11 protein-coding genes are annotated in these 13,435 nt (G+C 53.3%); 6 read left to right on the top strand and 5 right to left on the bottom strand.

Annotated elements, in window-relative coordinates; translation table 11 throughout:
* Positions 1–199 precede the first annotated feature (199 nt).
* The 3 genes from B4B27_RS14580 to B4B27_RS14570 all read left to right on the top strand — a co-directional run bounded on the left by B4B27_RS14580 (position 200) and on the right by B4B27_RS14570 (position 4,966).
* Positions 200–1,669 (top strand): anthranilate synthase component I family protein, encoded by a 1,470-nt coding sequence (locus B4B27_RS14580; protein WP_290727435.1) that lies wholly within the window; start codon positions 200–202, stop codon positions 1,667–1,669.
* Positions 1,670–1,793: 124 nt separating this feature from the next.
* Complete coding sequence (locus tag B4B27_RS14575) at positions 1,794–3,389, top strand: bifunctional anthranilate synthase component II/anthranilate phosphoribosyltransferase (RefSeq protein WP_073116215.1); 1,596 nt, start codon at positions 1,794–1,796, stop codon at positions 3,387–3,389.
* Positions 3,390–3,457: 68 nt separating this feature from the next.
* Positions 3,458–4,966: a bifunctional indole-3-glycerol phosphate synthase/phosphoribosylanthranilate isomerase gene (locus B4B27_RS14570; RefSeq protein WP_290727434.1), complete on the top strand. Its 1,509-nt coding sequence runs from the start codon at positions 3,458–3,460 to the stop codon at positions 4,964–4,966.
* Between the two features lie 44 nt (positions 4,967–5,010).
* Here B4B27_RS14570 and B4B27_RS14565 read toward each other — a convergent pair whose 3' ends face one another.
* On the bottom strand, positions 5,011–5,994 hold the full coding sequence (locus B4B27_RS14565; protein WP_290727433.1) for an FISUMP domain-containing protein: 984 nt from the start codon (positions 5,992–5,994) through the stop codon (positions 5,011–5,013).
* A 34-nt stretch (positions 5,995–6,028) separates the two neighbouring features.
* The gene (locus B4B27_RS14560) at positions 6,029–6,916 is read right to left on the bottom strand and encodes a hypothetical protein (protein WP_290727431.1); all 888 of its coding nucleotides are present in this window, start codon (positions 6,914–6,916) and stop codon (positions 6,029–6,031) included.
* A 554-nt stretch (positions 6,917–7,470) separates the two neighbouring features.
* On the opposite strand from B4B27_RS14560, the gene trpB reads away from it, so the two are divergent.
* Together trpB and trpA are read left to right on the top strand one after the other, a co-directional pair.
* Entirely contained in the window at positions 7,471–8,745 is a 1,275-nt protein-coding gene (gene trpB / locus B4B27_RS14555) for a tryptophan synthase subunit beta (RefSeq protein ID WP_290727429.1), read from the top strand.
* Between the two features lie 73 nt (positions 8,746–8,818).
* A complete protein-coding gene (gene trpA, locus B4B27_RS14550; RefSeq protein WP_290727427.1) occupies positions 8,819–9,568 on the top strand; it encodes a tryptophan synthase subunit alpha in 750 nt (249 codons plus the stop codon).
* A gap of 99 nt (positions 9,569–9,667) precedes the next feature.
* On the opposite strand, the gene B4B27_RS14545 is transcribed toward trpA, so the two are convergent.
* Positions 9,668–10,933: an ammonium transporter gene (locus B4B27_RS14545; RefSeq protein WP_290727425.1), complete on the bottom strand. Its 1,266-nt coding sequence runs from the start codon at positions 10,931–10,933 to the stop codon at positions 9,668–9,670.
* Positions 10,934–10,990: 57 nt separating this feature from the next.
* The gene (locus tag B4B27_RS14540) at positions 10,991–11,332 is read right to left on the bottom strand and encodes a P-II family nitrogen regulator (protein ID WP_097034748.1); all 342 of its coding nucleotides are present in this window, start codon (positions 11,330–11,332) and stop codon (positions 10,991–10,993) included.
* Positions 11,333–11,568: 236 nt separating this feature from the next.
* Here B4B27_RS14540 and B4B27_RS14535 point away from each other — a divergent pair, with 236 nt between their 5' ends.
* Positions 11,569–12,006 (top strand): dUTP diphosphatase, encoded by a 438-nt coding sequence (locus B4B27_RS14535; RefSeq protein ID WP_290727421.1) that lies wholly within the window; start codon positions 11,569–11,571, stop codon positions 12,004–12,006.
* On the opposite strand, the gene B4B27_RS14530 is transcribed toward B4B27_RS14535, so the two are convergent.
* The gene (locus tag B4B27_RS14530) at positions 12,003–13,349 is read right to left on the bottom strand and encodes an ATP-binding protein (protein WP_290727420.1); all 1,347 of its coding nucleotides are present in this window, start codon (positions 13,347–13,349) and stop codon (positions 12,003–12,005) included. The two genes, B4B27_RS14535 and B4B27_RS14530, sit on opposite strands and share 4 nt — an antisense overlap.
* Positions 13,350–13,435: the final 86 nt, after the last annotated feature.

Below are 13,435 nucleotides of genomic sequence, written 5' to 3'. Positions count from 1 at the left end.
CATGTGCAACTCTCAACCGTCGTTGGTGGCGCGGACTCTGACATAGAGCCCGGTATTTGTCGCAAATCACCCAAGATTTTAAGCAAAGGCTTCCGGACTCGCGGAGGCCTTTCTCTTTTACCAAAATCGTTGAAATCCTCCGGGACCCAAGCCTTTGCCTACCCGAACACTAGGAAAAAGTTTTAAACCAGAGGATAAAATGACCAACATATCAAAGTCGCCGAACAAACCGGCCAACCACATCACCCAACAGCCTGGCTACGAACCGCGTACTGATAGCATCTACGTGGCACTGCCCGGTGAACGTTACACCCCGTTTTCGCTCGGCAAGAAGCTCGGTGCGAAGGCCATCTTTGAATCCGCGAGTTTCTCGCACGGCCGTAGCCGTTACTCCACCTTGATGGTGGACGAGGGCTTCCGTCTGCGCCAGAACGACAACGACGTGAGCATAATCATTGACGGCAAGGAAAGCACCTTCCTCAAGGAAGGCGAGGGCGATATTCTCGATGCCCTCACGCTGATTTCTGCCGAAAACACGGTGCCGCCCAACCAGATTCCGATTCCCTCTTCGGGCGTAGGCTACCTCGGCTACGAATTCTGCGCCCGCTGCGATACCATTCGCCTTGCCCCGCAGGTGGACGAACTCAACATTCCCGAAGCGGAATTCCTGGTGGGTCACATCTACATCGTGTTTGACCACTTTACCGAAAAGCTTCACTTGTTCGCTCTGAACTATGAAGAGCACCAGATTGACTTGAAGGCGGCCATCGAGAACGTGAAGGCCCGCCTCGCGGATTTGGACTTCAGCTACCTCGCTCCCGAACCGCAGTACGGCAAGGGCATTACGATGACCGACCTGGAACAGTCCCGCAAGGAATACGTGGAAAAGGTCGAAGCCCTGCAGAAGCATATTGTCGCCGGCAACATCGTGCAGGCGGTACCGTCCCGCCGCATCCAGTTTGCAAGCGACATCGCGGCGCTGGATATTTACCGCAGGCTCCGCACGGTGAACCCGTCTCCGTACATGTTCTTCCTCGATTACGGTACGCACCAGTTTATCGGTGCCTCGCCCGAAAGCCTCGTGCGTGTGCGTGAAGGCATTGCGACGATTCACCCGATTGCAGGTACCCGTCGCCGCGGCAAGGACGATGCCGAAGACGAAGCCCTGATGAAGAACCTGAAGGGCGACCCGAAGGAACGCGCCGAACACCTGATGCTCGTGGATTTGGCCCGTAACGACCTCGGCCGCGTCTGCGAAGCCGGTACGGTGGAAACCACCAAGTACATGGAATGCGAAAAGTTCAGCCACGTGATTCACCTGGTCTCTGACGTGCAGGGCAAGGTTTCCAAGACCAAGAAGGCGATTGAAGTGCTGCGTTCCAGCTTCCCGGCAGGTACGGTGAGCGGCGCTCCGAAAATCAGCGCTATCGAAATCCTTTCTGGCCTCGAAAAAGTCAAGCGTCGCTTCTATGCCGGTGCGGTGGGCTACATGGAATCCGACGGCGACTTGGATTTCTGCATCGCTATCCGTTGCTGCCTCAAGCAGGGCAAGACCATCAGCCTGCAGGCCGGTGGTGGCATTGTCGCGGCCAGCAACGCCGACCGCGAATTTGAAGAAACGAACGAAAAGCTCGGAGCAATCAGAGCCGTACTGGAGGGGGAAAATTAGACCTTCCTATTACTGTCACTCTGGAGCCGAAGGCGATAGAGTCCATGGATCCTATCGAGTCCTACGGACTCTCCAGGATGACACATCCCCGAACTACAAACCTTTTAAAATTCGGATTAGAAAAATGATCATTATCATCGACAACTACGACTCTTTTACATACAACGTCTATCAGGCGCTTGCAAAAATCACTAACGAAGAAATCCGCGTGCTCCGTAGCCGCGAATGCACCGTCGCCGACATCGAAAAGCTGAACCCGAGCCGCCTCATCGTGAGCCCGGGACCGGGCCGCCCCGAAGATGCGGGCGTCTCCGTGGAAGCTATCAAGCACTTTGCGGGCAAGCTCCCGATTCTCGGCGTTTGCCTCGGCCACCAGGCTATCGGTTATGCCTTCGGCGCAAAGATTGTGCAGGCCAAGTTCATCAAGCACGGCATCGCCGAAGAAATCGACCTGGACGGCAAGGGACTTTTCCGCACTATCGGCAAGAAGAACATCTTCACGCGTTACCACAGCCTGGTCGTTGACGAAGCGACGCTCTCTCCGGATTTCGAAGTGACCGCCCGCGCTACCGACGGCGACATCATGGGCATTCGCCACAAGACGCTCCCGATTGAAGGCGTGCAGTTCCACCCGGAATCTATCGCCAGTGGCCGTGCCGACGAATTCTTCAAGGCGTTCCTCAACTACCGTCGCGAACCGCTTGACGTGCGTGGGATCTTGAACACGCTTACCGAAGGCAAGGACTTGAGCCGCGAAACCGCCGAAATGTTCATGGAAGACTTGACCGACGGCATCATGGACGAACGCCAGATGGCCGCAATCCTTACCGCACTTTCGAGCAAGGGCCCTGTTGCCGATGAAATCGCCGGCTGCGCGAAGGTTTTGAGCAGCAAGAAGCGCAAGTTCCCCTACAGCGGCGACGAACTCACCGACATTGTGGGTACCGGTGGCGACGGCAAGGGCAGTTTCAATGTGAGCTCGCTCTCCGGCCTGATTGCTGCAAGCTGTGGCGCAAAAATTGCAAAGCACGGCAACCGCGCGGTTTCTAGCAAGTCCGGTGCCGCCGACTTCTACACGGCCGCAGGCTTCAAGCTGGACATGGTTCCCGAAAAGGCGGCCTCCGTCATCGACAAGACGAACTTTGTGTTCCTGATGGCTCCGGTCTACCACAGCGCCATGCGCTTTGCGGGCCCGGTTCGTGGCGTTCTCGGCGTGAAGACCATCATGAACCTGCTCGGCCCCCTCACGAACCCGGCCGAAGCCAAGTACCTGATGCTCGGCGTCTATAGCACGACCGTGCTGGAACCGTTCACCAAGGCGGCGAAGGCCCTCGGCGCAAAACGCGTGATGGTCGCCATCAGTGACGACGGCTATGACGAAATTTCTCCGTGCGTGCCGACGACCATCGCCGAAATCCTGGAAGATGGCGAGTACAAGACTTACCGCATCGACCCCAAGGACTTCGGCATCCCCTCCGTGGATCCCGAAGACCTCGCCGGCGGTACGGGAGTCGACAACTTCAACCTCGCTCTCGACGTGCTGAACGGCAAGGGCCGCCCGGGCATCAAGTACGCTTGCGCCCTGAACGCCGGTGCCGCCCTCTACATCAGCAAGAAGGCGGCCAGCATCAAGGAAGGCTTCGACAAGGCCATGAAGGCGATGGAAGACGGCTCCGTTCTGAAGAAGATCGAGGAAGTCAAGGCTGCAACGAATTCGTAAAGGAGATGCCCTGTCATCCTGGAGGCCGCAGGCCGATAGGATCCACCGGTCATGACAATGGCAAAAACATGAGCGAAGATATTCTTGCAAAAATCGTGCGCATGCGCAAAGCCGACATCGAACGGCTGGGTCTGAACTTTGGCATCGAAATCCCTGAAAAGCGTCGCGTTGGCCATACGGAATTCCTCGGCAACGCGGGTGCGATTCTCGAGGTCAAGCGAGCATCGCCTTCGAAGGGCGATATCGCTCCGGATCTGAATCCGGTAGGGCTCGCGACGACTTATGCCGAAGCGCATGCCCAGGCGGTTTCGGTGCTCACCGAAGGCAATTTCTTTAAAGGCTCGCTCCGCGACCTGATTGCGGTTGCAGACCTGATGGAAAAGCGCCGCCAGCAGGGGCTACACGCCTGCGCCGTGCTCCGCAAGGATTTCTTGCTCTACGAAGACGAAATCGACATCGCTCACCGTTGCGGCGCCGATGCTGTGCTCCTCATTGCCCGTATTCTGGATGACGAGCAGCTTGTACGCATGGCGAAGCGGGCGCAGTCTTTCGATATGCAGGCTTTTGTAGAAGTCCGCGAAAAGGACGACTTCCGCAAACTTTCTGTTGTCACGAGCGCACTCGGAGCCGATGCCGCAAAGACGATTGTTGCAGGCGTGAATTCTCGCGACCTGGCTACGTTCCGCACCGACCCGCTGGTCCCCGCAAGCGTCCGTAGCAGGCTCCCGGCGAAAGCTGTTTTTGAATCGGGTATCCACACGCCGGCCGACGCCGACTATGCGCGTAGCCTTGGCTTTACGGGAATTCTCGTGGGGGAGGCGGTTGCCAAGAATCCGCCGCTCGCAAAAGAAGTTGTGGCCGCGTTCGAAAGCGGGCGCGAAAATGCTCGTGGCAAGTTCTGGAAAAAATTCGCGGAACGACGCGCTACCCGCCGTCCCCTTGTAAAAATCTGCGGCATCACCCGGGTCGAAGACGGCCTATTAGCTGCCGACCTGGGTGCCGACATGCTGGGATTCGTGTTCAGCAACACCAAACGCCTGACTACCGAAGAATTCGTGCGCAGTTTCGCTGAAAAAATTCGCTCTAATTTGTCATTCCCGCGCAGGCGGGAATCTCCGCTCCTCATCGGTGTCATTACCGACCCGAATTCAGAGGAGGGAAAAGCCGCCATCAGGCTCGCCTGCGAGGGTGTTCTCGACGCAGTCCAGTTCCACGGCATTACGCCTCCTGCCGACGCCGACTATGCGCATTACTGCGCTGCCCGCGTAGGCGAAACCTCTGACTTCGAACAAGTTTCGGCCCTCCGCTCCCACGGTGAACCCCGCATCTTGCTCGATGCGAAAGTCGAAGGCATTCCCGGCGGCACCGGAAAGACCATTCCCGAAAACCTGCTTCGCGAAAAAGCAGGAGACATCCCGCTCTGGCTTGCCGGCGGCATCACGCCCGAAAATGTCGGCACAATTTGCGAAAAGTTCCACCCCGAACTTATCGATGTCTCCAGCGGTGTCGAAGACGCTCCCGGAATCAAGGACCCCGAGAAATTGCGGGCGCTGTTTGAAAAGTTGTCGGTCGAATAATTCCGTAATGCAAAGACCCTCCATTGGAGGGTCTTGTAAGTTTATTACTTCAATAATTCCTTTGCCAAGGGCGTCAGAAATTTTTCAGCATCATTGAGCGGGATACAAAAACCGTCAATGTCTTTTGAATCTTTTGACACGCAGACCTGTATTTTCTTGTTGTCGTCCTGCTTGAAGAAAACCCGGTTGTCTTTATCGTTCAGTGCCTTTGCAAAACCCTTGTTGGTGATTTTTGCCTTGACGACAAGGTCTGAATTTTCCAAGCATGTAGGACCTTCGTTATCGTCGGGGCATAAATTCATGCAATCAAATTCCGTTCCGTTGTTCTTGACAACGTAATGCTCTCCTTCATACCCGGAAGCACCCATGTTTGTGCCATTGAAACACGATGTAACACGGCTGTTCTGGAAATCCGCCCACCACTCGGCACGTGCCATAGTCCCGTCGCAATAACCGGATTGACCGCCTTGACAATCAGAGACGCATCGGACTGACATGGCGCCTTTCTTGGAATAATCGGCGTTGCCGAATTTTTTGGAGGATTGACTCCAGAACCAATAATGCGCTTTGCCTTTGTCCTTCTCGGTCCCGGTCCAGAAGTCGGCGCGGACTCCCTTTAATTCAAACTTGCCCTTGGCATTCTTGAATCCTCCGAGGAACTTGGGAATGTGCAGCGCGTCATAGCCTCGCCAGTATTCATGTTCGTTTTCGATGGTGGAACCATTGTCGACTAGCTCTTTCCATTCATCGAATGTTGGAATATGCCAGCCTTCAGGACATGCTTTCTGTGCGGATTCCCAAGTGTACAGGCGACCGAACTGCTCGCAGTTGCTCTCGTCGTTTTCGTAGCAGAAGCTTCCTGGCAATTTTATGTTCATGTTGGCCGTCATCCATGGCTGGAATCGAATCTCTATGGTGCCGTATGTTTTTCCATCCCTGGAATCAGTAAAAGGAACGCCTTCGCCAGTTTGGGCAAAAGCGCCTGCAATAAGTGAAAATACTAGGCAAGTAAGCGATTTTGCGTCCATATAAATCTCTTGTGTTTATCGCCGCGTTGTAGTCTTAGTATTCGATTTCCACACCGAGCATGTCAGAAAGGCATGGGTAGAATTCCTCGTCGTTGTCGACTTGATATTTATGAGGATAGCCGGGCGTTTTCTTCATGTATTTGCTCATGTCATCGGCATTGCACAGGGATTCGGGAATCTGCAGCATCTTGCTTACCTTCTTGAAACTAGATAGGCAGGTCTTGCTTCCGGATGTGTAGGTGACCTCTCTCGTAGCGACATTTTCCTTGTCAATGCTCATGGATATCGTTGCCGTCACGGACTTGCCGTTCGCCTTGAACTTGACCGTGTTGCAATCGGATGATGATACGGAATACTCTTCTACATCGTTGTAATCGAGGAGGTCTTCAATATCATATTCAAGGTCTTCTGCCGGGCAATAGTTCTTCTCCATTTCCCAGGACATGGTAAGATTGCTTTTGGAAACATCCAGAACGTAGATTGTCGAGTTGCTTTCTTCGTCTTCTTTATTGTTGTCGCAGTCAATTTCGCCATCTTCGTAGCGGCAGCGTTCCGTAGTTGTTTTCCATGTCCCGAAAATGTTGCCTTTGTTGCCTCCGGCCATTACTTGGCTGCTTTCCGAGTCTTCGGCCTCTTCTCCGTTCCATTCGTAATGCTTGTCGGCTGTGTTGCCGTCCGCGAATACGACTAGCTTGTTTCCGACAAATTTGTAGTGGTACCAGGACGTGTCCACGTTCTCGTCCCAGCGTGTGTTGCTTTCGCTGACATAGCAACGGTCGTGAATGATGCCGAAGGTCTGCTTGTCTTCGTGAAGGATGTATTTGTTTCCGCTAGCTGCCGGAGAACTGCTGCTATCATCGCCACAGGCGACAAACATCATAATCCCTGCAAGGGTAAGCGTGTATTTGAGGGGCGTCTTCATATATTTTGCTCTTTCTTTTTATAGGGTGATTGTTCAAGTATTGAAAATAAACAAAAGTTTACCCGAGCGGGAGTTTTTTTTGCAAAAAAGCTCAAAAATGAGGATTATCACAGATTTTTTTACAAAAATATGACATTAACCTATTGACAGACAACGAATTAGTATATATATTGCATAACATAAAGATGAAACGGGCAATCCGCTCTGGCCGCTTGCGGCAGGGTTCTCACGAAAAGGGATTCAGGACTTGCCTTTTCATCAAGTGTTTAGTAGAAGGCTTCCTGGTGATGGAAGCCTTCTTTTTTTTCTTTTTTCTCCGAACCACCCCTTGCCACCAAAAAGAGACATTCCTAATTTTGGGTACATGAAGATGAATGCAGTAATCCGTTTCAACCGTTGGTGGTGGGGCTCTACGAAATAGAGTCCGGTTTGCTGTTTTCATCAAGTGTTTGCAACAAATAAATGAATAAGGCTTTCGGACTCCCGAAGGCCTTTAATTTTTACCCATAACCAAGATTTTTAACCCCAACCACTAACCACTGCTCACAAACCCTATGACCTCCACAACTTCTAACAACGGTTTCTTTGACAAGTTCGGCGGCAAGTATGTTGCCGAAATCATCCGCCGCCCGCTCGACGACCTCGAAGCGGCTTTCTACAAGTACATCCACGATCCGGAATTCCTCGAAGAACTCCGAATCATCCAACGCGATTACATCGGGCGCGAGACTCCGCTGTATTACGCTCCGACGGCAACGGAACTGTTGGGTGGCGCCCAGATTTACATCAAGCTCGAAGGCCTTGCCAACACAGGCGCCCACAAGATAAACAACGCCATCGGCCAGTGCCTCTTGGCCAAGAAGATGGGCAAGACCCGCATCATTGCAGAGACGGGTGCCGGTCAGCACGGGCTCGCCACCGCAGCCGCTTGCGCAAAACTTGGTCTTGAATGCGTTGTCTATATGGGCGAGGTGGACGTTCGCCGTCAGCAGCCGAATGTGGCGACCATGGAAATGTACGGTGCGAAGGTCGTGCCGGTCACGAGCGGCAGTCGCACTTTGAAGGATGCTGTGAACGAGGCGATGCGCGACTGGGCCACGAATTTCAAGAACACTCACTACGTGCTGGGTTCTGCTCTCGGCCCGGCTCCGTTCCCGGATATCGTTCGTACGTTCCAGTCGATTATCGGTGAAGAAGTCAAGCGCCAGGCTGCCGAGCGCAACATCGATATTGCGGCCGTTGTCGCTTGCGTGGGAGGCGGTAGCAATTCCATCGGCGTGTTCACTCCGTTCATTAACGATGCGAACGTGCGCCTGATTGGTGCCGAAGCCGGTGGCATCGGCCCGAACGTGGGCGAGAACGCTTCCCGCATGACGGGCAACGCTAGCCGCGAAGGTATCGTGCAGGGCTACAAGAGTCGCTTCCTCATCGATGAAGACGGCCAGTCGCTGCCGACCCGCTCCATTTCGGCAGGTCTCGACTACATGGGAATCGGGCCGCAACTCGCCGCCCTCGGTGAATCGGGCCGTGTGGAATTCACGAGCATTCTCGACAAGGAAGCTCTGGAAGCCGTGAAGTTCTTTGCCCGCAATGAAGGCATTCTCTTTGCGCTCGAAAGTGCGCACGCAGGTGCCGCCGCCATGAAGATTGCGAAGGAACTCCCGAAGGACAAGGCGCTCGTCATCAACATGAGTGGCCGCGGCGACAAGGACATCTTTATCACGAGCCCGGTATTCCGCCCCGAAAAGTGGAAGGAATTCCTGAAGGCCGAACTCAAGCGCCTCGACAACAACGAGGACATCCACGACGCGGAGATAATGAATAATTGATGATTGATAAATGATAATTGATGATGAATAATTTCACTTTTCACTAGAACATTTCAATCAAAGAGTTATCACTATGAATTTAATGTCTCATCTCATTGCCGGGTTTCCGGACGCAGAAACTTCTATCGCCATCGCCGACGCCCTCGTGAAGGGTGGCGCGAACATCCTTGAAATCCAGCTCGCCTTCAGTGACCCGAGTGCCGACGGTCCGGCCATCCAGACGGCATCGACCATTGCTCTTGACAAGGGTTATTCCACCAAGCAGGGTCTTGAAATCGTGAAGAAGATTCACGAACGCCACCCCGAAACGCCGATTTACATCATGACTTACGGCTCGCTTGCTTTTACGCCGGGTATAGACAACTTTGTACGTATGTGCAAGGACTCGGGTGTTTCCGCATGCATCATTCCGGACTTGCCGTTCGATTGCGACGAAGGCCTGACTGAAGCTTGCAAAAAACACGGCCTCGAAAACATCCCGGTGGCGGCACCCAGCATGACCAAGGAACGCCTCGAAACGATGGCATCCAAGGGCTTCAAGTACATCTATGCCGCTCTTCGCGCGGGTACGACCGGCAGCGAAACTACCATTGACCAGGCGACACTCGACTTTATCGACACGGTCGGCAAGGGCGGTGCCAAGGTTCTCGGCGGTTTCGGCATCCGTAACGGCGAACAGTCCAAGGTGCTCAGCAAGCACGTGTATGCCGTGGTTGCAGGCTCCGTGTTCGTGAACATCGTCCTCGCCAACGCAGATACCGCTGAAGGCCGCAAGAAAGCCATCGCCGAAATCGAAGCGAAGGCCCGCGAACTTGTCGGATAAAATCGGAATTCAAACGGTCTCGTTCGAATACTGAATTTGAATCTAAATACAAAACGGCCCCGGCGATTGCCGGGGTCGTTCTTGGTTTTTGGTGGGAGTTTACATGTTGCTGAAGATCTGGAATCCGCTGTAGGATTCTTGTCCGTGTTCGCTTTGGTCGAGGCCGCGGAGTTCTTGCCTTTCCGTGACGCGCAGGCCCATTGTCTTCTTGATGACGAAGAAAATCAGGCTAGCGCCGGCGAAGCAGGGCAGGGCGTAGGCGGCAACACCGATGAGCTGCGTGAGCACGCTGTAATCGCCCGTCATGTCAAAGATACCCACGGCAATCGTACCCCACACGCCGTTCACCAGGTGAACAGAGAGGGCACCGACCGGGTCGTCCAAGTGAAGGCGGTCGAACATGAATACTGCGCCGACTACGAGTACGCCAGCGATGGCACCGATAATCCAGGAAGAGAGCGGGGTTACCACGTCTGCACCGGCAGTGATTGCCACGAGGCCGGCAAGGCATCCGTTCAGCGCCATGGTGGCGTCGGGCTTCTTCGAGACGATCCAGCTCGTGAGCGTCGCGGTAATGATACCCGCGACGGCGGCGAGGTTCGTGGTCACGAGAATCCAGCTAGTAGCCTTCGGGTCGCCACTGAGTGCGGAACCTGCGTTGAATCCCCACCAACCGAACCACAGCATGAATACACCGATGGTTGCAAGCGGAATGTTGTGTGCCGGGATGGCGTGTACCTTGCCGTTCACGTACTTGCCGATACGGGGTCCGAGAATCATCACGCCGGCGAGAGCCGCCCAGCCGCCCACGGAGTGCACGAGGGTAGAACCCGCCAGGTCGTGGAAACCAGCCTTGCCGATGGTCGAAAGCCAGCCGCCGCCCCATGTCCAGCTACCCACAATCGGGTAGACGAAAGCCACGTAGACAATGGTGAAGACCAGGAAGGAATTGAGTTTCACACGTTCGGCCACGGCGCCCGAGACAATCGTTGCTGCGGTCGCTGCAAACATTGCCTGGAAAAGCCAGTCTGCAAACAAAGTAAAGTGGCCGTTGTAGGCGGAGGTGAAACTGGCCGGATTCGCCCAGTCGCCAATGCCAAAGCCCGCGAAACCGAGAATCCCGTTGAAGGTTCCCGGATACATGAGGCCGAAGCCTAGCAGGGCGTACATCGTGATGCCTATGGCGGGGACCGCGATGTTCTTGAAGGCGACGTTGGCAGCGCACTTGGCGCGCACGAGGCCCGCTTCAACGCAGGCGAATCCAAGACCCATGATGAACACCAGCATGGCGCTGATCATGATCCAGATGTTTTCTGTCATAAAGATTGCGTCGCTGACAGGTACGACTTGTGTAACTTCGTTCATTCTTTAAATCCTTTTAATAAATCTTTTGTCTGTAGGCGCGGAGCGCCGTTCTTTCGTCTAACCGATTGCCTCCGGGCCCGTTTCTCCGGTGCGGATGCGGATGCACTGTTCAAGGCTTGTGACGAAAATCTTTCCGTCACCGATTTCGCCAGAGCGCGCGCCCTTGATGATGGCGTCGATGCAGGGCTGCACAAAGTCATCGTTCACCGCAATCTTGAGGCAAATCTTCTTGAGCAAGTTCACCTCGGTCACCACGCCGCGGAAGCGCTGGTTATAGCCCTTCTGCTGGCCGCAGCCGAGCACGTTGGTAACTGACATCTTGAAAATGTTGTTTTCGTAAAGCGCTTGCTTCACGAGATTCAGTCGTTCGGGTTGGATGTAGGCCGTAACGAGTTTCATTTTTTTTGTCCTTGTTTGATTCCAAGGAATTTTGGAATTCACCCCTTCTATGCAAAGAGCGTGCCAATTTGGATTTATATGGAAAATTTTTTGAAATTACGGCGTTTTTGCGCAAAAAGACGACCGGTTTCCTTGGATGGCCGAATGAAATTTTCAAAAATTTGTTTTACGGAATTTGAAATTATGGCTGAAATTGTAAAACCTTTCGACTGCAGACAAAAATGTATATTTGGTTTATGGCCTCACAGACGATTAAAATTCAATATCTCGACGATTCTATCACGCGCCTCACGTATGTGGGTGGCAAGTCTGACTGGATTGACCTCGCCGCGGCGGAGACCGTGACGCTCAAGGCGGGGGAGTTCAGGCTCATTCATCTGGGGGTCGCGATGAAGTTGCCCGAGGGCTACGAGGCGCATATCGCCCCGCGCAGTTCCACGTTCAAGAACTTCGGCATTCTGCAGGCGAATTCCGTGGGCGTGGTGGATTCGAGCTATTGTGGCGCAAACGACTGGTGGAAAATGCCGGTGTACGCCACTCGCGACGTGACCATCGAGAAGGGGAGCCGCATCGCTCAGTTCCGCATCATGGAACAGCAGCCCACGCTTACCTTCGAGGAAGGCGCTCTCGACGGCGCCGACCGCGGCGGCTTCGGCAGCACGGGAATCTGTTAAAACTCAATCTTGTCTAGAACAATCTGTTCTGAATCTTGCTGCAAGAACATGACCATGTAGATGGGCAGATACGTCACCTTTCCCTTTCGGGAAACATTGCAGTTTGCAAAGACGAAGCCTTCTTGCATTTGGTATTCGGAATTCGCAAGACAGTTGTTCATGGCGGAATGGATGGTGTAATCTTTGCCGCTTTTCACTTCGATGGGCAATGCTCGGTTGTTGTATTCAATTACAAAATCCAGTTCGCCCAGGCGATTTGAATTGTAATAGTAAAGCCGGAACCCTTTTGAATAGAGTTCCTGAGCAATGGCGTTTTCGTAGATTCCGCCGGCATTCAGGTTCTGATTTTTTGTCAGCAGCATGGACTTCGTGTTCATCCCGTATTCCGAAGTGAGCATGCCGACATCCGCAAGGTAAAGCTTAAACAAACTGCTTTTCTCGTTCAGCTTTAATGGAATTCTCGGTTCGGTGCTGTTGAAAACAGAAAGTGCGACGCCAGCGTTTTTCAGCCAGAGGAATGTACTTTGTACACGCTCAAAATGGAGCCCTTTTTTCAGGTCCGTCACAATGTACCGGCGGTTCTGTTTCAGAAGTTCCGCAGGAATCAGTTCGTAAGCGTTTGTCAGCAACAAACGCTTGTCTTCTGTTTCGTATTGGGTAAAGTCGAGCTTGTACTGACTCAGGATGTCGCGATGGATACGCATGACATCGTTCAAGTTGCTGTTGTCCGCAAAGTTGCTCACGGCCTCCGGCATGCCGCCCACGATAAGGTAGCGCGTGAACAGGTCCAGCATTTTCTGGTTTACCGCATCCATGACGGGCGTCCGGTTTTCGAAGGACGAGCGCAAACTAGAAATGATGTTGTCATCGATGTTCGTGATTTGCAGGAATTCTTCGAAATCCAGCGGGAACATTTCTACCGTGGTCATGTAGCCTACAGGCGCAGAATCGAGATTCGTCAGCTCCACTCCAAGAAGCGACCCGCTCAGGACATATCGGAAACTCCCTTCTTCTACAAGGAACTTGATTTTGGTAATCATCTCCTTGTATTTCTGGACTTCGTCAATGAAGATGATTGTCTTGCCTTTTTCCAGTTTCTGCGTGCTCAGGGCCGAAAAACCTAGAACAAAATCGTCAACGGTTTTCGCTGCGGCAAGAACATCTACCGCGGCAGGGGTTTCGATGAGGTTTATCTCAAAGAAATCAGCATTTTCAGCGGTCAGAACGCGCCGAATGGCGTGGGTTTTCCCCACTTGGCGGGCCCCTTTTACGAGCAAGGCCTTCTTTTGGCTATTTTTGAGCCATTCCCGAATGTGTTTCTCGCTCTTGCGCTTCAAGTCCATCAAAAACCTCGTTTTTGGCCTTTTTTAGCCATTTTGTCAAAAATACAATAAAAATATATAACTTTTTGTCAAAAATACAATATAAT

Source organism: Fibrobacter sp. UBA2449 (assembly GCF_002342555.1).
Classification (GTDB): Bacteria; Fibrobacterota; Fibrobacteria; order Fibrobacterales; family Fibrobacteraceae; genus Fibrobacter.
The sequence above is the reverse complement of the archived record's forward strand: the minus strand, read 5'-3'. Positions and strand labels throughout refer to the sequence as shown.